Origin of the sequence: Pseudomonas sp. NyZ201 (genome assembly GCF_049860765.1) — a bacterium.
Lineage (GTDB): Bacteria > Pseudomonadota > Gammaproteobacteria > Pseudomonadales > Pseudomonadaceae > Aquipseudomonas > Aquipseudomonas bharatica.
Genome location: NZ_CP187557.1, coordinates 2,602,248 through 2,623,573 on the forward strand (window position 1 = coordinate 2,602,248; position 21,326 = coordinate 2,623,573).

Here is a 21,326-nt window from a genome sequence, read left to right on the forward strand (position 1 = left end):
CATGAGCGATGTCCCTTCCGCGCCGAACACCCATGCGATCGGCCTGTACATCAACGGCGAGCAGCATCACTTGCAAGTACCGCCCTGGTTGACCCTGCTTGACCTGCTGCGCGATGAACTCGACCTGGTCGGCACCAAGAAGGGCTGCGACCACGGCCAGTGCGGCGCCTGCACCATATTGCGCAACGGCCGTCGGGTGAACGCCTGCCTGACCCTGGCGATCATGTGCGACGGCGACGAGCTGACCACCATCGAAGGCCTGGCCGACGGCGACCGCCTGCACCCATTGCAACAGGCGTTCATCGCCCATGACGCCTTCCAGTGTGGCTATTGCACCCCCGGGCAGATCTGTTCCGCCGTGGGCATGGCTCGCGAGGGCAGGGCGCGGTCGCGGGCGCAGATCCAGGAGGCCATGAGCGGCAATCTGTGCCGCTGCGGGGCCTATAGCAATATCGTCGCGGCGGTGGAGGAAGCCTTGCCGCAGATGGGAGGGCCGCGCCCATGATGCCTTTCGCCTACAGCAAGCCGGACAGCATCGAACAGGCCGTGCAACAGGCGGGGCCCGATGCGCGCTTTATCGCCGGTGGCACCAATCTGCTGGACCTGATGAAGGAGAACGTCGAACGCCCGGCGCGGGTGATCGATATCACCGGGCTGCCGCTGCGCGAGGTACGGACCACCGCCAACGGCGGCTTGCAGATCGGTGCGCTGGTGAGCAATGCCGAGCTGGCCTGGCACCCGGACGTGGAGTCCCGCTACCCGTTGCTGAGCCAGGCGATCCTGGCCGGCGCGTCGCCGCAGTTGCGCAATATGGCCAGCACCGGCGGCAATCTGTTGCAGCGCACCCGCTGTCATTACTTCTACGACGCGGCGGTGCCGTGCAACAAGCGAGCGCCCGGCAGTGGTTGCCCGGCTCGGGACGGGCTGAACCGCCAGCACGCGATCCTCGGTGCCAGCGAGCACTGCGTGGCGGTGCATCCGTCCGATATGTGCGTGGCACTCGCCGCGCTGGAGGCGAGGGTGCTGGTGCACGGAAGACAGGGCGAGCGGGAGATTCCCTTCGCCGACTTCCACCGCCTGCCGGGCGCCACGCCGGAGCGCGACAACTGCCTGGCCGAGGACGAACTGATCGTCGCCATCGCACTGCCGCCGCCCCCGTTCGTCGCGCGCAGTCATTACCTGAAGCTGCGTGACCGGGCGTCCTATGCCTTCGCCCTGGTCTCGGTCGCGGCGGGGCTGGTGGTGGCCGACGACAACAGCATCGCCGGGCTGCGCGTGGCCTTGGGCGGCGTGGCGCACAAGCCGTGGCGCGATGCCGGGCTGGAACGGTCGATGCTCGGGCGCCCGGCTACCCGCGAGAGCTATGCGGCTTTCGCCGACGCCCTGTTGCGCGATGCCAGGCCCCTGGCGCACAACGCCTTCAAGATCACCCTGGCGAAAAATGCCATCATTCGTGCGCTGACCCAGGCGCAGGCTGCGGAGGAACATCCATGAACAGTCCCCTGAGCGGCCAGCCGCTGGACCGGGTCGACGGCCCGGCAAAAGTCACGGGGCGCGCCCGTTATGCCGGCGAATATCCCGAGCCGGGCCTGCTCTACGGTAGCGTGGTCAGCGGCAACGTTGCCCGGGGTCGCATCCGTCGGATCGACTGCGATGCTGCATTGGCGGTGCCGGGCGTGGTCGAAGTGCTGCATCACCTGAACCGGCCGAAGATGGCGGGAGATGACGAGTCCTACGAGGATGCCGACGCCGCCGAGGGCAAGCCCTTTCGTCCGCTGTTCAACGACCGCGTCCTCTACAGCGGCCAGCCGCTTGCGCTGGTCGTGGCCGAGAGCCTGGAGGTGGCGCGCTACGCCGGGTCGTTGGTGCGTATCGAGATCGATGCCGAGGCGCACCGCACCGACCTGCTCGCCGAGCTGGACAACGCCCACGACGCCCCGGCCGAACTGCCCGGGCCCCGTGGTGATTTCGCCGGGGCGTTCGAGGCCGCGCCGTTCAAGGTCGACGCCACCTACAGCACGCCGGTGGAGCACCATAACCCCATGGAGCCCCACGCCTCGACGGTGATCTACAACGCCGATGGCAGCCTGCAGGTGCATGACAAGACCCAGGGCACGCAGAACAGCCAGGATTACCTGGTCAAGGTCTTCGACCTGCCCAAGGAGCGGGTGCGGGTGTGCGCCGCCTATGTTGGCGGCGCCTTCGGCTCCGGGCTGCGACCGCAATATCAATTGACCCTGGCGGCCATGGCGGCGCTTCGCTTGCAGCGCTCGGTGCGGGTGACCCTGACCCGCCAGCAGATGTTCACCTTCGGCTATCGTCCGCGCACGGTGCAGCGCCTGCGCCTGGGCGCCGATGCCCAGGGTCGCCTGCTGGCGATCTCCCACGAGGCCACCGGGCAGACCTCGCGCTTCGAGGACTTCACCGAGCACCTGGTTGAGTGGTCGGGGATGCTCTACCGCTGCGACAACGTCGCCCTGGGCTATCGCCTGGTACCGCTGGACGTTTACACGCCGCTGGATATGCGGGCGCCGGGGGCGGCCTCCGGGGTGATTGCCCTGGAGTGCGCGATGGACGAACTGGCGCAAGCACTGTCCTTGGACCCGCTGGAGCTGCGCCGGGTCAATTTCGCCGACAGCAATGGCAACGAAGGCAAGCCGTATTCCAGCAAGGCGCTGCTCGACTGCTACGCCCGGGGCGCCTTGCGCTTCGGCTGGCACAGCCGCGACCCCAGGCCGCGGAGCATGCAGGACCAGGGCGAACTGGTCGGCTGGGGCATGGCCGGTGGAGTCTGGGAAGCCATGCAGATGAAGGCCAGCGCCCGCGCGCGGCTGGACGCCGACGGGCACCTCTGGGTCAGCAGCGCGACCACCGATATCGGTACGGGAACCTACACCGTCATGACCCAGATCGCCGCCGACGCCTTCGGTATGGCGCTGGCAGACGTGACCTTCCAACTCGGCGACAGCAGCCTGCCGACGGCGCCCTTGCAGGGCGGCTCGTTTACCGTGTCGTCGGTAGGGCCCGCGGTGCGCCAGGCCTGCCAGGCCCTGCGAGGCAAGCTGGTGGCCTGGGCCAAGGGGCGTTATCCGGAACTGGCCGGGATCGATGCCGGGGCGTTCGCCGTTCGTGACGGGCACTTGCAGGTGGCCGGCAAGGCTTATGCGCTGGAAGCCATGGACGTACGCGTCGATGCCGAACCCTCGGCCAGGCGCCAGGGCTTTGCCAGCGCCACGCACTCGGCGGTGTTCGTCGAGGTGCGCATCGACGAGGCGCTGGGGACCTTGCGCGTCAGCCGGGTGGTGAGCGCCGTGGCGGCGGGTCGGGTCATCAACCCCAAGACCGCACGTAGCCAGATCCTCGGTGGCGTGGTCTGGGGGCTGGGCATGGCCCTGCAGGAAGAGACGCAGATCGATCATGGCCTGGGTCGCTACATGAACCACAACTTGGCCGAGTACCACATCCCGGTGAATGCCGACATCGGCGAAATCGAAGTAATCTTCGTCGATGAGCCCGACGATATCGTCAACGAGCTGGGCTCCAAGGGCGTCGGCGAGATTGGTGTGGTCGGGGTGGCGGCAGCAGTGGCCAATGCGGTGTGCCACGCCACCGGGCGGCGGGTCAGGGACTTTCCGTTGACGGTGGAGAAGTTGCTGGGGTGAGGTAATCCCGCTGTTCTCGCGCCCCGCTTGCGCAGGGGGCGCGAGACTCGCTAGACCACCTGCATCAGTTGCTCCCGCGCCTGCTTGGCCTGGACCACCGACAGCTCCTTCGGCAACACCACGGCATTCTTCTGCGCCAGCACCTCGGCCATCACGCTCACGGCGATCTCCGCCGGGGTCTTGCTGCCGATGTAGATGCCGATCGGGCCGTGCAGCCGTTTCAGCGACGCCTGGGTTTCGCCGAAATGCTCGATCAGGCGTTCGCGCCGGCTCTGGCTGTTGCGCCGCGAGCCGATCGCGCCGATATAGAACGCCGGGCTGTGCAGCGCTTCGAGCAATGCCAGGTCGTCGAGCTTGGGGTCATGGCTGAGGGCGATGATGCAGGTGCGCACGTCCGGGGCGAAGGCGCGGACGATGTCGTCGGGCATGCCGACCAGCTTCTCGACCCCGTCCAGGCTCCAGGCTTCCATGTATTCCGGGCGCGGATCGCAGACGCTGACCTTGAAGCCGTTGAAGCGGGCCATGGTCGCCAGGTACTCGGCCAGGGCGCCGGCTCCGATGAGCAGCATGCGGTAGCCGGGGCCGAGGGTGTTGAGCATGCGCTGGCCATCGAAGGCGAACTGTTCGGGGACCAGGGTGGTGTGCAGTGACACCTCGCCGCTGGCGAGCTCGAGGCTGCGGCGCACCAACCGGCCGTTGTCGAGATGCTGGAGAAGCTGGCCGAGGCTGTCGGCACAGGGGGCGAATTCGAGGACGATTTCCAGGGTGCCGCCACAGGGCAGGCCAAAGCGGTGGGCCTCGTCTGCGTCGATGCCGTAGCGCACCAGTTGCGGCAACCCGTCAGGAAGGCCGGGGCCCTCGTAGGCGGTGGTATAGCGGTGGATCAGGTCGTCTTCGATACAGCCTCCGGACACGCTGCCAACAACCCGGCCATCGCCGCGCAGGGCCATCATCGAGCCGACCGGGCGCGGTGATGAGCCCCAGGTGCGCACCACCGTGGCCAGCAGGGTGCGGTGGCCCGAGGTGAGCCAGTCGTGGGCGGTGCGCAGGACCAGGAGGTCGATGCTTTCCATGGGTGTGGTCCTCTGTGGTTGTTACGGGGGTTGGACCGCTGCAGCAGGCCAGGCGTGCGATCGGGTATTTCCGGGCTTGTCGGAATCCGTAGAAGCCCGCCCAGCCGTTCAGGCAGCGCTGTCGCGCAGAGAACCGTTCCAAAGCACCACGCGTACTCTGTGGGAGCGGGTTCACCCGCGATGGCGGTAGTGAATTCACCATCGTAATCGCGGGTGAACCCGCTCCCACAGGGTCTCTGCAAATCAAAGAGTTGTGTTTTGTTCAGGAGCCCTGGAGGTCCCGGGATCAGCGCATGCGCAGTACGATCGGGCTGGCACTCGCCGGGTCGGTGCGCTCACGCAACGCCCCAACATCCTTGACCTCGACCGCCCCCCCACGATTCCCCCATTGTGTCCTGACAAAACTCAACACCTCGGCAATCTCCCGATCCGACAGTTGCTCCCTGAATGCCGGCATCCTATACGCATCCGGCACCCCGGCCGCCACCACCCGCTGCGCGCCATTCAAGGTGATGTTGATGCTGGAGGCATTTTCCGCTGCCATGGACGACGAAGCCCCCGCCAGCGGCGGCATCCATTCGTTCTGCCCACGCCCGTCGGCGCCATGGCAGGAGGCGCAGCGCGTGGCGTAAGTATGCGCACCTGGCGCGTCAGCCACGGCTTGCTGGTACTGCCACGGTGGCCCGTCGCGCTGCGGATCACCCGGTAGCGCCTTCAGGTAGCGGGCGATCGCGGCCAGGTCCTCGTCGGTCATGAACTGCGTGGAGTTGTTGAACGCCTCGGTCATCGAGCCGAACACCACCGCATGCTGGTTGCGCCCGGTCTTGAGGAACTGCACGATCTGCGCCTCGCTCCAGCGCCCCAGCCCGGTATTCGGATCGTCGCGCAGGCTCGGGGCGTACCAGCCATCGAGCAGGGCGCCGGAGAGGTACGCCGGCTTGCTGCCGTCCAGGGCCTTTTCATTGAAGGCCAGCCCGCGCGGTGTGTGGCAACTGCCGCAGTGGCCCGGGCCTTCGACGATATAGGCGCCGCGGTTCCACAGCGCATCCTTGGCCGGGTTGTCGATATGCGGTGCGGAGGCACTGAACAGGCCATTCCACATGGCTATCGGCCAGCGCATGTTCAGCGGCCAGGGTATCTCGCCAGGCTTGTTGGCTTCGGCGACCGGGGCGACGCCCTTGCTGAAGAAGGCATAGAGCGCCCGCACATCCTCGTCGCTGAGCCTGGCATAGGACGGGTAGGGCATTGCCGGGTAGAGCCGGGCACCATCGCGCCGTACGCCGTGGCGCACCGCACGGTCGAAGTCGGCCAGGCTATAGGCGCCAATGCCGTGCTCGGGGTCCGGCGTGATGTTGGTGGCATGGATGGCCCCCAGCGGCGTGTCCATCTTCAGCCCGCCGGCAAAGGGCCGGCCCTCCGGCAGGCTATGGCAGGCCACGCAATCGGCCAGGCGGGCGACATATTCGCCGCGTCGGACCAGTTGTTCGTCCGGCGCACCGCTCGCCTGCGCCGTGAAGGGCGAGGCGGGCGTGCGGGTGACGTACCAGCCCAGCGCCGCGGCGCCCAGCACGACCAGCAGTGCCAGTGGTTTTGCATTCATCGGCGGCCCCTTAGCTGAAGGTGTAGCGCGACAGCGGCATGCTGCGGATGCGCTGCCCGGTCAGATGGGCCACGGCATTGGCCACCGCCGGGGCCGTGGCCGGCAAGGGTGGCTCGCCGATGCCGCCCATTTTTTCGCCGCTTTCGACGATCTTCACCTGCACCCGCGGCATGCGCGCCGGCGGCAGGATCGGATACAGGTCGTAGTTGCGCGCCCGTGGCTTGCCGTCGATATACACGGCTTCCTCCACCAGCGCCTGGGACAGCCCCAGGGCCACGGCGCCATTGACCTGGGCGTCGATGATGGCCGGGTTGACGATGCTGCCGGGGTCGATGGCCTGCCAGATCTCGTGGACCTTGACCTGGCCATTTTCAATGGACACTTCGGCGATCACCGCCGCATGCGAGCCGAACGGCGAAGCCATGGCCACGCCGCGGGCACGCCGGGTGCCGTCCTCGGCCACCCAGGGCCCGCGCTTCCAGCCACCGGACAGCTCGCCCACGGCATTGAGCAGGGTGGTCAGGCGCGGGTTGTCGCGCAGCAGTTTCAGGCGCAGCTCGAAGGGATCGTGCTTGCCCTGGTCGGCCAGTTCGTCGAGGAAGGCTTCGTAGAAGAAGTCGTTCAGCGAATTGCCCACCGAGCGCCAGTAGCCCAGCATCGCCGGCCCCTGCACATAGTTCTGGGCGATGCGCCGGTTGGCGATGGCGTAGGCCTTGCCAGCCAGGCCTTCGACCGCCGTGGCATCGACCTTTTCCGCTTGCTTGCCGGCCAGGGCCTCGGTCGGGCCTTCGGTGGCGCTGACCGCTTCCAGGGCCACGGGCAGGCCATCCTGGTCCAGCGCGGCACGGAACCTGACCACGGCCATGGGCCGCAGGACATCGCGCAGGAATTCTTCCTCGCGGCTCCAGATCAGCTTGATCGGGCGTCCGGTGGCCTTGGCCAGCTCGATGGCCTGGGGGTAGGGGTTGGCGCTGTCGTAGAGGAAGTGGCGACCGAAAAAGCCACCGAGCAGCGGCGAGTGCAGGGTGATCTTTTCCGGATCGAGGCCGGTGCGTTTGGCGATATCGGCGCGGAACATGTCCGGCGCCTGGTTCGGTAGCCAGACCTCGAGGGTGCCGTCCGGGTTGAAGCGGGCGGTGGCCGAGGCTGGTTCGAGCTGGGCGTGGTTGAGGTACTGGTTGTGGTAGGTGGCTTCGACCCTGGTACTGGCGTTATTCCAGGCGCCGGCGAAATCGCCTTCCTGCTCCGCTTCGCGGCCTGGGCCGGTTTCGCCGGCCAGGCGCTGGCGATGGCCGTCGCTGGAGAAGTCGGCGGGCATGGCGCGCACCCTGGAGTCGGCAGCGGCTTCCTGCCATTCCACCTGCAAGGCTTCGGCGGCGCGCCTGGCGTGCCACCAGCGCTCGGCCACCACCGCCATGGCCCCGGGCAGGCGATGGATCGAGTGCACGCCCTGCATGGCCTTGACCTGCTCTTCGTTGCGCACGCTGGCCACTGTCATGCCCAGGCGCGGCGCGTGCTGCACCGCGGCGTGAAGCATGCCGTCCACCTTGATGTCGATGCTGTACACGGCCTTGCCGGTGGACTTGTCGTAGGCATCCACGCGCTGCACCGGCTTGCCGATCCAGCGGAACTGGCTGGGGTCGCGCAATTGCACGCTGTTGGCGTCCGGTACCGGCAGGTCCATGGCCCGCTCGGCCAGTTCGCCGTAGTCCAGGGTACGGCCGGAAGCAGCGTGGATGACCCGGCCAGGCTCGGTGGTCAATTCACTGACCGGCACCTTCAGGCGCTCGCTGGCCGCCTGCAGCAACATGGCCCGGGCCAGGGCGCCAAGCTTGCGCATGGTCGGGTAGCTGGTGCGCACCGACATGCTGCCACCGGTAATCCGCCTGCCGTTGTCCATCACCACGAAATCCGGACCGGCAGGCGCTGCTTCCACCAGGAAACGGGCGGGATCGATATCCAGTTCCTCGCCAACGATCTGCGCCATGGCGGTGTAGATGCCCTGGCCGCCTTCCATGAACGAGCAGAGCAGGCGCACGCGGCCATCGGGACGGATTTCCAGCAGCGCCGGGACCTTGATCGGCGACGCCGCGGCGGCGTCGGCCGCTTCGACGCGGCCGATGCCCAGGGGCAGGCCGCAGCCCAGCACCAGGGCGCCGGCAGCGACCCCGGCACTGGCCAGCAGGAAGCGTCGGCGCGACAGGTTGACCGGCTCGCCGAGGGGCAACTGTTCTCTGTTCATCAGGCAGCCCCTTCGTTGCTGGCGACGTCGTGGACGGCGGCGCGGATGGCGTTGTAGGTGCCGCAACGGCACAGGTTGACCATGGCCGCTTCGATCTCGCGGTCGTCGGGGTGGGCGTTGTGCTTGAGCAGGGCGGTCGCGGCCATCACCTGGCCGGACTGGCAATAGCCGCATTGGGCGACCTGGTGCTTGACCCAGGCCTCGACCACGCGCTTGCCGACCGCGTCGGCCTCCACCGCTTCGATGGTGGTAATCTCGCGACCGACCACGCCGGCCACCGGGGTCACGCAGGAGCGCACCACATTGCCGTCCACCAGCACCGAGCAGGCGCCGCATTGGGCCAGGCCGCAGCCGTACTTGGTCCCGGTCAGGCCGAGGTCGTCGCGCAACACCCAGAGCAGGGGCGTGTCCGCGTCGGCGTCGACCTGGTAGGTCTGTTGATTGATTCGCAGGTCCATGGGCTCACCAGTCTTTTTCGGTTATCTGATCGGGCTTGTTGTAAACCGCAGCACGCAGGGCAGTGCGAGCCCGTCGGGAAACGCTAGCACAGGGATCCATGCAGGATGGTCGGAGCGTTTCGCTAGGTGCTAGCGACAGGATTGATAAATCGGCAAACGCGCCAATGTGCACCAGATCGCCGTATTTACGCTTGCTGAAACATTTTTGGGGTGATCCGATTGCCATTATCGAACTCCCTATAATCAAGTCCGCCAGGTAATGGCCATATGACGCTATTTTTCCGGGGTAACCTGAAATTCGATGAAGCGAGCCGAACTGCTGGATTGTCTGCAACACACCATCGGCGACTTCTACAAAGCTGAAATCGACGAAGCCATATCCCTTCACCTGGACCTGATGCTCGACTTCTACCAACGCAAGCCGTTCTTCTACAAAAGCTTGATGAAATACGACCGCCTGATGGTTGTCCTGTCACTGTTCGCCTTTCATTACCAGGATCCACTGACGCCGCTGTCCCGGGTCAAGGAGTTCTGCCTGGGGCGTTGAGGCGGCCACGGCGATGCGCGACATCGCCGGGCAGATGCAGGCGCTGACCGACAGCATGGAAGCCCTGGAGAACCAGTCGCGCCTGATCGGTTCGATCGTCGAAACCATCGGTGCGATCGCCACCCAGACCAACCTGCTGGCCCTCAACGCGGCGATCGAGGCGGCGCGCGCAGGCGGGCAGGGCAGGGGCTTCGCGGTGGTGGCCGATGAAGTGCGCCGGCTGGCGGCACGCACCTCCGAGGCGACCGTGGAGATCTTCGAGGTGGTCAAGCAGAACCGCGCCCTGACCGATGCCGCGACCCGCGGCATTGAATCCAGCCGCGTCCATACCGGCCAGGTCGAGGCCCTGGCCGAACAGGCCGGCAGCACCATGCTGGAGATCCAGCAGGGCGCGCGCCAGGTGGTCGAGGGTATCGGGCGGGTGGTACACGACCTGGAATGAGCCCGGGCCATGTCCATTTCTGGGGAGAACGTGGCGCCGGCTGTCGGCCTGTTAGCCTGACCTGACTTCAACAGCGATCCGCAAGTGGAGGCAACATGGCTGATTTGGCAGTGCGGGTGGCAGGCGCCCCCGTGATCACCGACAAGACCACGGTTCGGGTGCAGCTCGGCATGAAAGCGCCGGACAAGGAGGCCTCCGCCGCCGAGGCCAAGGCGCCAAACGATGCCATGGGCAGCCTGCTGGCGGTGGAGCAGGGCAAGGACAACCAGCAGGACCTCATGCGGCGTACCCGCGAAATGATCCAGGAAGCGCAGAAGCGCCTGCAGCAGGAGCAGCAGAAACTCGAGCGCCTGGCCGCCGAGGCGGCGCAGGATCCCGCCGCCCAGGCTGCGCTCTCGGCCCAGCGCACCAGCGTCTCGGCAGCCAATGCGCAGTTGCTCGCCCTGCACGCGCAGTTGATCCAGCTGATGAGCCAGTCCTCGGGGGTTTCGCTGGGTCGGGTCGATACCACCGCCTGAGCCTGGCGTTCAGTCCAGGCGCAGTTCGTCGATCACCAGGTGCATCGCCCGGGACACTTCGCGCTGGTTCGAGTAGTACAGGTGAAACCCGGGAAACTCCCGCCACCATTCCTGCAACACCGGCACCAGCCGGCCGCCATCGAGGTGCGGCCGGGCCATGTCCTCGGGCACATAGGCCAGGCCATGGCCGTCCAGTGCGGCATTCAGCACCTGGTAGATGCCGTTGAACACCAGGCGACCGTTGACCCGTACATTCATCTCCCGCTCGCCGCGCTTCAGTTCCCAGGCATACAGGTTGCCCAGGGTCGGCAGGCGCAGGTTGATGCAGTCGTGGTTCATCAGTTCTTCAGGGCTCAGGGCCAGCCCGCGCTCGGCCAGGTAGTGCGGCGAGGCGACGATGGCCAGGCGAATGTCCGGACCGATCCTCACGGCCTGGATATCCCTGGCCAGGCTGTCGCCCAGGCGCACGCCGAAGTCATAGCGGCCCTGGACGATATCGGTAAAGGCGTAGTCGGAGTGCATTTCCACCTGCAGGCGTGGATAGCGGCGCAGCAGCGGTGCCAGTTTCGGCCAGAGCAGGCTGTCGATCGCGTGGTCGCTGGCGGTGAAGCGCAGGACGCCACCGGGGCTGTCGCCCAGCTCGCTGACCGCACGCAGCTCCTCGGCGATGCTCGCCAGGCGCGGACCGACGGCCTCCAGCAGGCGCTCGCCGGCTTCGGTCAGGGACACGCTGCGGGTGGTGCGGGTGAGCAGGCGGATGTCCAGGCGTTTTTCCATCTCGCGGATGGTGTAGCTGAGCATCGACTGCGACATGCCCAGTTGCGCTGCCGCGCGGGTGAAATTGCGCTCGCGGGCCACGGCCAGCAGGGCCAGCAATTCGCTGTAGCGTTCGCGGGGCATCAGTCCGGCTCCAGGCGTAGGGCGGCGATCAGCAGGCTCATGGCACCGGAGGGCTGGCGCCGGCTCGGGTAGTACAGGTGCAGGCCGGGCCAGGTCGGGCACCAGTCTTCGAGCAGTCGCAGCAGATGACCGGAGCGCAGCCAGGGATCGGCCATTTCTTCCGGGACATAGGCCAGGCCAAGGCCGGCGACGGCCGCCTCGACGCAGTCGGTGGCGCGGTTGAAGGTGAGCTGGCCATCGACCCGTACCGACAGCGGCTTGCCGTCGCGCTCGAATTCCCAGGCCCACAGGTTGCCATGGGTGGACAGTCGGATATTGATGCAGTTGTGCCGGCTCAGGTCCCGCGGATGCTCGAGGGCGGGGTGACGGGCAAGGTAGGCCTTGGTTGCGACCAGGGCGAAGCGCAGGTCGGGGGCGATGCGCACGGCGATCATGTCCTGGGCCAGCGACTCGCCCAGGCGCACGCCAGCGTCGAAGCGCCCGGCGGCAATGTCCACCAGGGCGTTGTCCACCGAGATCTCCACCTTGATTCCCGGGTACTGGGGCAGGAAGCGCTTGAGCTTGGCCATCAGCACCGTTTGCACGGCGTGATCCGAGGCGGTGATGCGGATTGAACCGGTCGGAGTATCGCGCAGCTCATCAAGGGCGCGCAGCTCGGCGTCGATCTGCGCCATCTGCGGCGCGACCTGCTGCAGCAGGCGCTCGCCGGCTTCGGTCGGCACCACGCTGCGCGAATTGCGCGACAGCAGGCGCACGCCCAGGCGCGCCTCGAGGTTGCGTATGCCATGGCTGACGGCAGTCTGCGACAGGCCCAGGCGTGCGGCGGCCTTGGTGAAACTGCGTTCTTCGGCCACGGCGAAGAACAACGGCAGGCCGGCGAAGGCATCGCGCAGATGGCGGTGCTCCATCCTGCTCAGCGCCCGCGACGCCGCGACACCACGGCCTCGATATTCTTGCGGCCGATCAGCTTCGGCTGCTCCGGTTCGCCCAGCCACTTGTACATCACCAGGCAATCGACCAGGCCCAGGCGCGCATGGCGGTAGGCCTTGGGCAGGCGCCCCACGGTGTCGAAGCCGAGTTTGGTCCAGAGCGCGACGGCGGCTTCGTTGCTCGCCACCACCGAATTGAACTGCAGGGCAAGAAAGCCCGAGGCACGGGCCAGTTGCTGGGAGTGTTCGCACATCTGACGCGCCACACCGCGGCCGCGGGCGGCCTCGCTGACCATGTAGCCGCAGTTGCCGACATGGCTGCCGGGGCCGGCCGCGTTGGCCTTGAGGTAATAGGCACCGAGCAGTTCGCCGTGTTCTTCGGCAACCAGGGTGTGCAGGGGCAGTTCCAGCCAGAGATGGCGCGCCTGCTCCAGGGTCATGGCCGGATCGTAGGCGTAGGTTTCCCGGGCCGCGACGATGGCCTGGAAGGTGGGCCAGAAACGGTCGAAATCGGCGGCGGTCATCGGGCGGATCTGCAGCATGCGGGGGCCTTGGCTGGGGGAAGGGGAAGTCGGCATTCTAGGGGATTCGACGCTGCGCCGTCGAAAGCACGACGCGTACCCTGTGGGAGCGGGTTCACCCGCGATTGCTATGGTGAATTCACTACTGTAATCGCGGGTGAACCCGCTCCCACAAGGTCCCTGCTAATCAAAGGGTTATGTGTTGTTCTATGGAAGCTGCCCGGACGGCGATGTACTACTCGCCAGCCTTGCCCACCGCATCCAGCGCCCGCGCCGAATACACCAGGGCCGCGCCGGCATTCATCGCCACCGCCACGCCCAGCGCTTCGGCGATCTCTTCCCGGGTCGCGCCATGCTTGACCGCCTGCTGCGAATGCACGGCGATGCAGCCGTCGCAACGGGTGGTGACCGCCACCGCCAAGGAAATCAGCTCGCGGGTCTTGGCGTCGAGATGGTTGGTCTTGGCCCCGGCCGCGCTGGCGGTCGCGTAGCCGGCCACGGTATCGGGAGAAAGCTGCTTGAGATCGCCGATACCTGCCATCAACTGCTTACGGTAGCCATCCCAGTCCATCATGCTCATTGCGTTCACCTCGTTGGTTTAGGATCGATCGAACAGTGAAGCTAGTCGCTTCCCCGCCGTCCTGCCAATGAACAATAGGACTGAATGGTCGATGCTTTGGCAGCAAACGCCGGTGGACTTCAGATGTAGATGAACACCAGGGCCAGCACCGCCACCACCGCCCATTTCTCGGCGTAGTAGCGCGCCCGGTTGCGCTTCTTCAGGGCCTTGCCACGCTCGCGGATCCTGTAGATGCGGGTGAACAGGCGGTTGATGCCGCCGGTCTTGTCCCCGGCATCGTTGGGCGCTGCGGCCGCGGCCATGACATTGGCGCTGAACCAGCGGTTGAAGGCGGTCGCCCAGCGGTACTTGAGCGGTCGCTCGACGTCGCAGAACAGGATCACCCGGTTGTGTTCGGTCTGGTTGGCGGCGTAGTGGATGTAGGTTTCGTCGAACACCACCGCTTCACCATCGCGCCAGTGGTAGTTCTCGCCGTCGACGCAGATGTAGCAGGCCTCGTCGTTCGGCGTGTCCAGGCCCAGGTGATAACGGTAGGAGCCGGCGTAGGGGTCACGGTGGCGCACCAGCTTCGAGCCCGGCGGCAAGGTGGCGAACATCGCCGCCTTGACCGTGCCGATGCTCTGCAGCAGTTCGGTGGTGCGCGGGCACAGTTTCATCGCCGACGGATGGCTCTCGCCGTACCACTTCAGGTAGAAGCGCTTCCAGCCGCTCTTGAAGAACGAGTTGAAACCGACGTCGTCATAGTTCTGCGAACTCTTGATTTCGCCGACATGCAGCAGTTGCAGGGCTTCTTCGCGGATGACCTGCCAGTTGTCCTGCAACGGCTTGAGTTCGGGGAACGACTCGGTCGGCAGGTACGGCCTGGCCGGCAATTTCGAGAACAGGTAGAGGAAGGCGTTGACCGGCGCCAGGAAGCTGGAATGGTCGCCCAGCTGGCGGGTGATCTTGTGTCGTACGCGGCCGCGGTAATGCACATAGGCGATGGAGGCGGCGAACAACAGGACGATGAAGATTTTCATGGACGGGTACTTGTCGATGTGGCGATGCGCCATGGCATAAGCCCGCCAGCATAATCAATTGGCCCGTCGGTTTGTACAAAATGTTGCAGTGAGGCATGTCGACCATGGTGCAATGGCTCCCCCCCGGCCATGGCCGGGAGGTGAGCCGTTTCAGCAGCGAGTCAGGTCAGGGAAACGGTGATGAACGGATCCCAGCTCAGGCGATCGCTGATGAGATTGCCTGCGGCATCCAGCAGGTAGAAGTCGATCCGGTAGGCAATGCGGTCCGTGCCTGCTGCCCTGGCTTCGGCTTGCCAAAGGCTGACGGTGGTGCTGGTGGTACCGATATCCGGTGCCTTGCGCGGATCGCTGTCCGCTTTCACGTAGGGCACGAGCACCTCGTCGTACTGCTGCAGCGTGAACTGGTCGAGCACGCCGGCATGGGCCGATTGCGTACCGCTTTCGTACACGTTGGTGATCACGCTGGACTTGTCGAAGTTGCGCGACAGGGTGGTGGTGCGCCAGCGGATGACGTCACCGCGCTTGACGTCGATCCACAATTCGTAGCCGCCGTCCTGTTCGTTGCCCTGGGCATTGGGATCGACCAGTTGGCGCTGGGCCACCAGGTAGACGGCGTTCGCCACCTGGCCTGCCTGCTGATTGCGGGGCACCGAAGCAATGAGGTCGGCATCGACGACCAGCAGGATATCCACGATGTTTCCAGACATGCATGACTCTCCATGAAGAATTGGGTTGGCAAGGCGACCACGCCCCTTGGGCGCATCCCGGCTCCCGGTCCCTGGCTGCGGTCGCGTGGCAAAGGATGGGTGATGTCTAAATGATGTCAAGCGTTCGGCAAGCGCCAGGACACTGACGGCTGGCGGCAACCCTGCGCCTATGCTGTTGAATTGTCCGACGGTGCGGCGATGGCTGACGGGCAGGCTGGTTGTTTTCCTTCCACATCCATGGCGGCAGGCTTACCTGGCGTGAGGGGGACGTGCAGGCGCTGGTGCGGCTGCATCCCTTTTGCCCGAGTACCGGGCTGGACCAGGACGGCCTCGAATCGCCGGCGGCGAGGCGCGTTGCCTGCTGACGCTGAAGAACGTCCTTGGCCAGCCGCTGCCGGGCATCACCGTTGCTTGGGAAACCAGCCTGTCGAAGCTGGATGCGCCATCGTCCGGCAGCAACGATGAAAATGGTCAGGTGGAGATCAACCTGCTGGCTGGCGACGAGAGGGGTGGGCAACGGCTCAAGGCGTCCCGAAGAGCGCCGTCCAGTAGATCCCCGCATCGCTTTTCGGATCGGTGGCGTAGGCCGCCCCTAGCTCGCGCAACTGCGGGTTCATCAGGTTGACGCAGTGCCCGGGGCTGGCCAGCCAGCCGTCGACCACCTTGCGCGGGCTGTCGAGGCCGGCGGCGATGTTCTCGGCGATGCGCTGGCCGCTGTAGCCGGCCAGTTCGGCGCGGTCCCCGGGGGTGCGGCCTTCGCGATCGATATGGTCGAAGAAGTTCTGGTTGGCCATGGCCCGGCTGTGGCCCTGGGCCGCTCCAGCCAGGGTGTCGTTCCAGCCCAGCGGGGTGGTCGCGCTCATCGCCTGGGTGCCGCATTGACGAGGCTGGACGCGGGCGGCATTGACCGCTTCGAGCAGGTTGCGCCCCTCGCTCTGCCAGTCGCCCAGGCGGGCACTGAGCAGCGGGCGGGCGACCACGATGCGCCATTCGCGGCCCTCGCGGCTGACGCCGATATCGACGAACTGCGGGTCCAGCACCACCTGGCAGAAGCTTTCGCGGATCGCCTGCATGGCAGCGGCGGCATCGCGCGGGCCGGACAGGCTGATGGCCTGGACATTGACCATGGGATAGGCGACCCGGGCCAGTTGCTGCTGCAGGTCGCCCATGCTGGTGGCCGACAGTACCAGGCGCGGGTCGCTGGCCAGCGGCGGCAGCTCCAGGGACGCCTGGTTGGCGCAGGCCTGGGACTGGTTGCGGTAGGCGTTGATCGAGTCGATCAGTTGCGTCTCTTCCGAAGCCTGGACCTGGCTGGCGAGCAGGGGGCCGAGGCAGAGCAGGGCAAGGCGGAGCATGGAGGAACGGACGCGCATCTGGATCTCCCTGGTACATGAAAAACCGGCGGGTCTGCGCTGATGGCCCGACCGCCGCCCCGATGGATTGGGGTAAAAATGCTGAACAAGCGGGGTGCATGGTAGCCAGAATGGTCCGTGCCTGTCGTCTTTGTCCGGCATCAGGGGGTTCAGGTTCCCTGCGACGGACCAGCGTGCGGCCCTGTTTTGCGGTTTTATGCGTTCAGGGCTGCGCTGTCGCACAACAACAGTTCCAACGCACGACGCGTACCCTGTGGGAGCGGGTTCACCCGCGATTGCGGTAGTGAGTTCACCATAGCAATCGCGGGTAAACCCGCTCCCACAAGGGCCCGTCTCGGGTCAGGGCCGACGTTCCTGCACGATCCGCGTCGGTCGTATTTGCCACCGTTGGGTCCGCTCCCAGGCAAACGCCGCCGCGTGCCGGGTCAGTTCGTCCAGGTGACGGTCGCGCTTCTTCTCCGCCTCGACCATCGCCTTGCGCCCATGCTGCTTGAGCAGGTAGCTGTGAATCTGCTGGATTTCCACGGTGCGGAAGATCGGCGCCACATCCAGCACCGCCAGCTCGGCATCTGCGGCCGGCGCGTCGGTCGCCATGAGCACCTGCGGCCCGCGCGCGCCGACCACCTCGAAGCCAAGTGCCTCGAAGCACGCCACCTTGCCCTTGCCGCAGGCCAGCTCCATGCGCGGATGGCGCCGGCGTACCTCCGCGAGCATGGCCCGGGCGATCCCGCGCCGGCGCAGGTCCTGGCGCACCGCCATGTAGGCGATGGCGCAGGCGCCTTCCTCGGCGTCGATCGGCAGGTACAGGACGAACCCGGCCAATTGTTCTTCCTCGCAGGCCAGCACCAGACCGACCGGCAGGCGCGTGCCGCCCAGGGCCTGGAGATACAGGTGCACCTCGAAGCCCAGAGCGTATTGGTAGAGGTTGTAGAGCGGGTTGCTCGGCGGCAGCGCGGTGGCACTGAGGTCGCTGAAATTGTCGACCACCAGTTGCATCAACTGGCTGTGCAGCGGTTCGGCGGGGGCGGTCTGGTGAAGAGTGACAACGGGCATTACGCGCGGAGCTCCGGAAACTGGGCAGGGTGCCAGTCTACAGGAGCCGCGCCGCCTCTTCGATTTTAGACGCGGAAACGCCCCACCAGCGCCGTCAGCTCCGTCGCCAGGCCCGACAAGGTCCGGCTTGCCGCGCTGGTCTGCTGCGCGCCTTCGGCCGAGCGCGCCGACAATTCGCGGATATTCAGCAGGTTGCGGTCCACTTCCCGGGCCACCTGGGCCTGTTCCTCGGCAGCACTGGCGATCACCAGGTTGCGCTCGTTGATCTGCCCGATCGCAGCATAGATGCCTTGCAGCACCTGTTCCGAGGCCTGGGTGGTGTCCAGCGCCGCGCGGGCCCGTTCGGCACTGGCGTGCATGGAGTTGACCGCCACTTCGGTACCGTGCTGCACGCTGCCGATCATTTGCTCGATCTCCTGGGTCGATTGCTGGGTGCGGTAGGCCAGGGTCCGCACTTCATCGGCGACCACGGCGAAGCCACGCCCGGCTTCGCCTGCCCGGGCTGCTTCGATGGCGGCATTGAGGGCCAGCAGGTTGGTCTGCTCGGAGACCGCGCGGATCACCTCCAGCACCTTGCCGATATCGCGGATTTCCCCGGCCAGCAGTTGCAGGCGCTCGCTGCCGGCCTGCACCTCGCCGGCCATGGCCTGGGTCCCGTCGAGGGTGTCGCTGACCTGTCGACGGCTCTGTTCGGCAAGGCGGTTGGAGTCGTTGGCGGCCTGTGAGGTGGACACGGCATTGCGCGCCACTTCCTCGACGGCGGTGGTCATTTCGGTGACGGCGGTGGCCGCCTGCTCCAGTTCTTCGTCCTGGCGGCGCAGGCTTTCGGCGCTCTGTTCGGTGACGGTGTTCAGCGCTTTCGCGGCATCGGCCAGTTGCCCGGCGCAGGCGTTGATCTGGCCCAGGGTATCGCGCTGGCTGTGCTGCATGCGTTGCAGTTCGGCGAACAACTGGCCGATCTCGTTGCTGCCCGGCACCGCGACCGGCTCGCTCAGGTCGCCAGCGGCGATGCGCTGGAAATGCCGGCCGGCTTCGGCCAACGGGCGCAGCACGCGCTGCTGGATGAAGGCCCAGCACAGTGCAGCCAGCAGCACGGTGGTGACCAGCAAGGCCAGGCTCAGCAGTTGTGCCTTGCGCAGGCGGCTCTGCGATTCGTCCATGATCTGCTGGCTGCGGGTGCTCAGTTCCTTGACCAGGTCCTGGCGCAGGGCCTGCAGGCGGCCCATGGCGTTGCCAGCCTCGATGTTGACCGTGAAGTAGCGGTCCAGGGAGTTCTCCAGGGTCGCCTGGCGCTGGCCGGCGATGGCTGCGGAATAGCTCAGGTAGGTGCGTTGCAGTTCGTCGGCGGTGGTCTTGAGCGTCGGGTCGTCCACGGCGGCGACGAAGTCGGCGATCAGCGCCTGGCCGGAGGCGATCAGTTCTTCCGAGCGGGTCAGGCGACCCTTGGCGCTGTCCATGTGGCCGCCTTGCTGTTCGATGAAGCCGGAGGACACGTTGGCGCTGGAGCGGATCGCCATGAGCAGGGCGTTGTTAAGGCGGTCGGACTGGTGCGCGGTACGGTCCAGCTCGGCGATCTGCACATCGCTGCCCACGGCGCTGCGCCAGGCGCTGACGGTGGAGAACAGCAGGGTCAGGCTGAACAGTGACAGCACCCAGAACATTCCGGTGCGGATTTTCAGGTCGGCGAACATGCGGGCAAGGACTCCTCGATAGTCGGTCCCGCCACTTCGGGCGGGTTTGCCAATAGCTATCGGAGAGGGGTGACGAGCGCTTGAGGGGGCAGGACCGGGTTGTGTTCGATTATCGAACAGAGATCGACGCGGCGTTCATGCAGGCGCGGCGGTACTCGCCGGGCGTGACGCCGTAGGCCTGCTTGAACTGTCGATTGAGGTGGGCCTGGTCGGCGTAACCCAGGTCCACGGCGACGTTGAAGGGCAGGTAGCCGTGGCGTAGCAGGGTCCGGGCCCGGGCCAGGCGGCGCTGCTTGAGCCAGGCATGGGGTGGCAGGCCGGTGGCCTGGCGGAACACCCGGGCGAAGTAGAACGGCGACAGGTGCACGGCAGCCGCCAGTTCCTCCAGCGACGGCGGACAATCCAGGCGCGCATCCAGCAGCTCGCGGGCGCGGACCACCGCCAGCGGTTCGTTGCCCGGGGCGCGCGGGTCGCGGACCCGGGCGTGGCGCTGCATCAGCAGCAACGCTGCCTCGCGCCAGGCCGATTGCTGCTCCAGGGCGCTGGCGCCTTGCTGGGCGCAGCGGTGCAGGCCGAGCAGGGCACGGAATACCGGCGGGTCATGCAGGACACTGGCGCTGAAGCCCGGCGTGCCGCCGGCATCCAGTTCCAGTTCGTCGAGCACGCTGGTCATATGGGTCACGTCCGGGTAGCAGCCGCGGTAGCTCCAGCCGTTCTCGTGGGCGCGGGCGCCGGTATGCAGTTCCTCAGGGTTGATCAGCACTACGCTGCCCACCGGTGCCACATGGTCGGCGCCGCGGTGCCAGAAGCACTGCGCACCGGTCTCGATGGCGACGATGGAATAGCCTTCGTGCACGTGGGGAGCGAAACGCTGCTGGAAATAGCGGGCCTGGAGCAACTCGAGGTTGTCCAGCGCCGCTGCCTGCCAGAAATGGGTCTGTTCCCGTGGAACCTGTGTCATGGCGAACCGCTCAGCCAGGCGCGATAGATAAAGAAGAAGCCCATGCTCAGCAGCATGCTGAGCAGGGTATTGCGCGTCCAGAGTACCAGCACCACGGCGAGCAGCGAACCCAGCAGGTAGGGGTTGGCCGGGTCAAGGTTCAGTTGCTGCCCGGGCAGGAACACGATCGGTCCGCAGATCGCGGTGAGCATCCCGGGTACGGCGAAGCCGAGGAATTGCCGGGCGTTGGAACTCAGGCGCAGGGGCAGGCGCGGTTCGAGAAACGCGTAGCGGTTGAGGAAGACCAGCAGGCCCATGGCCAGGATCAGGATGAAGACCATCAGCGTGCTCCGGATAGTTTCTGGCAGATAAAGCCCGCGGCCATGCCCAGCAGCCCGGCGGCGACCAGCGCGGTTTCCCAGTGCCAGTAGCTGAACAGCACCGAGCAGAACAGCGCGACCGCCACGCAGACCAGCGTCGGCACGCTGCGTACCGTGGGCGCGATCAGGGCGACGAAGGTGGCGGCGATGGAGAAGTCCAGGCCCAGTTGGTCCAGGTGCGGAATGCTTTGGCCAAGGATGATCCCGGCCAGGGTGAACAGGTTCCAGGCCAGGTAGAAGGTGAAGCCGACGCCAAAGGCGTACCAACGGTTGAACTGCTGGCGGTCATGCTGGCTGACCAGGGCGAAGAACTCGTCGGTGAGCAGGAAGCCCAGGGTCAGGCGCCAGCGGGCCGGCAACTCCGACAGTACCGGGCGCATCGACAGGCCATAGAGCAGGTGCTGGGAGGTCAGCAGCAAGGTGGTCAGCAGTATGGAAAACAGGTTGGCGCCGCCCTTGAGCATGCCGATGGCCACCAGTTGCGCCGCTCCGGCGAAGACGATCGCCGACAAACCCTGGCTTTGCAGCGGGGTAAGCTTGGCTTCGATGGCCATGGAACCGGCCAGCAGTCCCCAGGGCGCGACGGCCAGCGACAGCGGCAGGCAGGCGATGGCGCCTTTGATACAGGCAGTACGGGCGATGGATGCAGGCATGGGCGACAACACGGCAAGGAACGGTCACGCAGCATGCC

At 66.4% G+C, this 21,326-nt stretch carries 21 protein-coding genes and 1 pseudogene; 6 read left to right on the plus strand and 16 right to left on the minus strand.

Features of this window, described 5'->3' with window-relative positions; translation table 11 throughout:
- The first annotated feature begins 1 nt into the window (after position 1).
- Genes ACPFMA_RS11545 through ACPFMA_RS11555 form a run of 3 tightly spaced genes read left to right on the plus strand, consistent with a single transcriptional unit; the run spans position 2 to position 3,662 of the window.
- Positions 2-505: a (2Fe-2S)-binding protein gene (locus tag ACPFMA_RS11545; protein ID WP_425930223.1), complete on the plus strand. Its 504-nt coding sequence runs from the start codon at positions 2-4 to the stop codon at positions 503-505.
- Positions 502-1,494 (plus strand): FAD binding domain-containing protein, encoded by a 993-nt coding sequence (locus tag ACPFMA_RS11550; RefSeq protein ID WP_425930224.1) that lies wholly within the window; start codon positions 502-504, stop codon positions 1,492-1,494. The genes ACPFMA_RS11545 and ACPFMA_RS11550 overlap by 4 nt, the downstream gene beginning before the upstream one ends.
- Positions 1,491-3,662, plus strand: coding sequence for a xanthine dehydrogenase family protein molybdopterin-binding subunit (locus ACPFMA_RS11555; protein WP_425930225.1), 2,172 nt, complete (start codon positions 1,491-1,493; stop codon positions 3,660-3,662). The genes ACPFMA_RS11550 and ACPFMA_RS11555 overlap by 4 nt, the downstream gene beginning before the upstream one ends.
- 50 nt (positions 3,663-3,712) lie before the next feature.
- Here ACPFMA_RS11555 and ACPFMA_RS11560 read toward each other — a convergent pair whose 3' ends face one another.
- The 4 genes from ACPFMA_RS11560 to ACPFMA_RS11575 all read right to left on the minus strand — a co-directional run bounded on the left by ACPFMA_RS11560 (position 3,713) and on the right by ACPFMA_RS11575 (position 9,035).
- Positions 3,713-4,735 carry an XdhC family protein gene (locus tag ACPFMA_RS11560; protein WP_425930226.1) on the minus strand — a complete coding sequence of 341 codons (1,023 nt, stop codon included), beginning with the start codon at positions 4,733-4,735 and terminating at the stop codon, positions 3,713-3,715.
- A 286-nt stretch (positions 4,736-5,021) separates the two neighbouring features.
- The gene (locus ACPFMA_RS11565; protein WP_425930227.1) at positions 5,022-6,335 is read right to left on the minus strand and encodes a c-type cytochrome; all 1,314 of its coding nucleotides are present in this window, start codon (positions 6,333-6,335) and stop codon (positions 5,022-5,024) included.
- A gap of 10 nt (positions 6,336-6,345) precedes the next feature.
- The gene (locus ACPFMA_RS11570) at positions 6,346-8,577 is read right to left on the minus strand and encodes a molybdopterin cofactor-binding domain-containing protein (RefSeq protein ID WP_425930228.1); all 2,232 of its coding nucleotides are present in this window, start codon (positions 8,575-8,577) and stop codon (positions 6,346-6,348) included.
- Entirely contained in the window at positions 8,577-9,035 is a 459-nt protein-coding gene (locus ACPFMA_RS11575) for a (2Fe-2S)-binding protein (RefSeq protein ID WP_064303061.1), read from the minus strand. The genes ACPFMA_RS11570 and ACPFMA_RS11575 overlap by 1 nt, the downstream gene beginning before the upstream one ends.
- A gap of 301 nt (positions 9,036-9,336) precedes the next feature.
- Here ACPFMA_RS11575 and ACPFMA_RS11580 point away from each other — a divergent pair, with 301 nt between their 5' ends.
- From ACPFMA_RS11580 to ACPFMA_RS11590, 3 genes and pseudogenes are all read left to right on the plus strand, one after another.
- Positions 9,337-9,582, plus strand: coding sequence for a hypothetical protein (locus ACPFMA_RS11580; protein ID WP_425930229.1), 246 nt, complete (start codon positions 9,337-9,339; stop codon positions 9,580-9,582).
- A gap of 85 nt (positions 9,583-9,667) precedes the next feature.
- A pseudogene (locus tag ACPFMA_RS11585) lies at positions 9,668-10,024 on the plus strand (methyl-accepting chemotaxis protein); the annotation flags it as partial.
- Between the two features lie 95 nt (positions 10,025-10,119).
- On the plus strand, positions 10,120-10,542 hold the full coding sequence (locus tag ACPFMA_RS11590) for a hypothetical protein (RefSeq protein ID WP_009401501.1): 423 nt from the start codon (positions 10,120-10,122) through the stop codon (positions 10,540-10,542).
- A 9-nt stretch (positions 10,543-10,551) separates the two neighbouring features.
- On the opposite strand, the gene ACPFMA_RS11595 is transcribed toward ACPFMA_RS11590, so the two are convergent.
- The 12 genes from ACPFMA_RS11595 to ACPFMA_RS11650 form a co-directional block, all read right to left on the minus strand.
- The gene (locus ACPFMA_RS11595; RefSeq protein WP_425930230.1) at positions 10,552-11,442 is read right to left on the minus strand and encodes a LysR family transcriptional regulator; all 891 of its coding nucleotides are present in this window, start codon (positions 11,440-11,442) and stop codon (positions 10,552-10,554) included.
- On the minus strand, positions 11,442-12,350 hold the full coding sequence (locus tag ACPFMA_RS11600; protein ID WP_420057309.1) for a LysR substrate-binding domain-containing protein: 909 nt from the start codon (positions 12,348-12,350) through the stop codon (positions 11,442-11,444). Before ACPFMA_RS11600 ends, ACPFMA_RS11595 begins: the two co-directional genes overlap by 1 nt.
- A gap of 5 nt (positions 12,351-12,355) precedes the next feature.
- Positions 12,356-12,913 carry a GNAT family N-acetyltransferase gene (locus tag ACPFMA_RS11605; protein WP_420057310.1) on the minus strand — a complete coding sequence of 186 codons (558 nt, stop codon included), beginning with the start codon at positions 12,911-12,913 and terminating at the stop codon, positions 12,356-12,358.
- Positions 12,914-13,127: 214 nt separating this feature from the next.
- On the minus strand, positions 13,128-13,472 hold the full coding sequence (locus ACPFMA_RS11610) for a carboxymuconolactone decarboxylase family protein (protein ID WP_037060772.1): 345 nt from the start codon (positions 13,470-13,472) through the stop codon (positions 13,128-13,130).
- A 119-nt stretch (positions 13,473-13,591) separates the two neighbouring features.
- Positions 13,592-14,491: a lipid A hydroxylase LpxO gene (gene lpxO / locus ACPFMA_RS11615; RefSeq protein WP_425930592.1), complete on the minus strand. Its 900-nt coding sequence runs from the start codon at positions 14,489-14,491 to the stop codon at positions 13,592-13,594.
- A 161-nt stretch (positions 14,492-14,652) separates the two neighbouring features.
- On the minus strand, positions 14,653-15,198 hold the full coding sequence (locus ACPFMA_RS11620; protein WP_064303066.1) for an AidA/PixA family protein: 546 nt from the start codon (positions 15,196-15,198) through the stop codon (positions 14,653-14,655).
- A 521-nt stretch (positions 15,199-15,719) separates the two neighbouring features.
- Positions 15,720-16,571 (minus strand): CAP domain-containing protein, encoded by an 852-nt coding sequence (locus ACPFMA_RS11625; RefSeq protein WP_425930231.1) that lies wholly within the window; start codon positions 16,569-16,571, stop codon positions 15,720-15,722.
- 339 nt (positions 16,572-16,910) lie between these two features.
- Positions 16,911-17,624, minus strand: a complete 714-nt coding sequence (locus ACPFMA_RS11630; protein WP_420059451.1) for a GNAT family N-acetyltransferase — start codon at positions 17,622-17,624, stop codon at positions 16,911-16,913.
- A gap of 65 nt (positions 17,625-17,689) precedes the next feature.
- Positions 17,690-19,315 (minus strand): methyl-accepting chemotaxis protein, encoded by a 1,626-nt coding sequence (locus ACPFMA_RS11635; RefSeq protein ID WP_420059450.1) that lies wholly within the window; start codon positions 19,313-19,315, stop codon positions 17,690-17,692.
- A gap of 109 nt (positions 19,316-19,424) precedes the next feature.
- Entirely contained in the window at positions 19,425-20,276 is an 852-nt protein-coding gene (locus ACPFMA_RS11640) for a helix-turn-helix transcriptional regulator (protein WP_064303072.1), read from the minus strand.
- On the minus strand, positions 20,273-20,596 hold the full coding sequence (locus ACPFMA_RS11645) for an AzlD domain-containing protein (RefSeq protein WP_420059449.1): 324 nt from the start codon (positions 20,594-20,596) through the stop codon (positions 20,273-20,275). Before ACPFMA_RS11645 ends, ACPFMA_RS11640 begins: the two co-directional genes overlap by 4 nt.
- A complete protein-coding gene (locus tag ACPFMA_RS11650) occupies positions 20,596-21,288 on the minus strand; it encodes an AzlC family ABC transporter permease (protein WP_425930232.1) in 693 nt (230 codons plus the stop codon). Before ACPFMA_RS11650 ends, ACPFMA_RS11645 begins: the two co-directional genes overlap by 1 nt.
- Positions 21,289-21,326 lie beyond the last annotated feature (38 nt).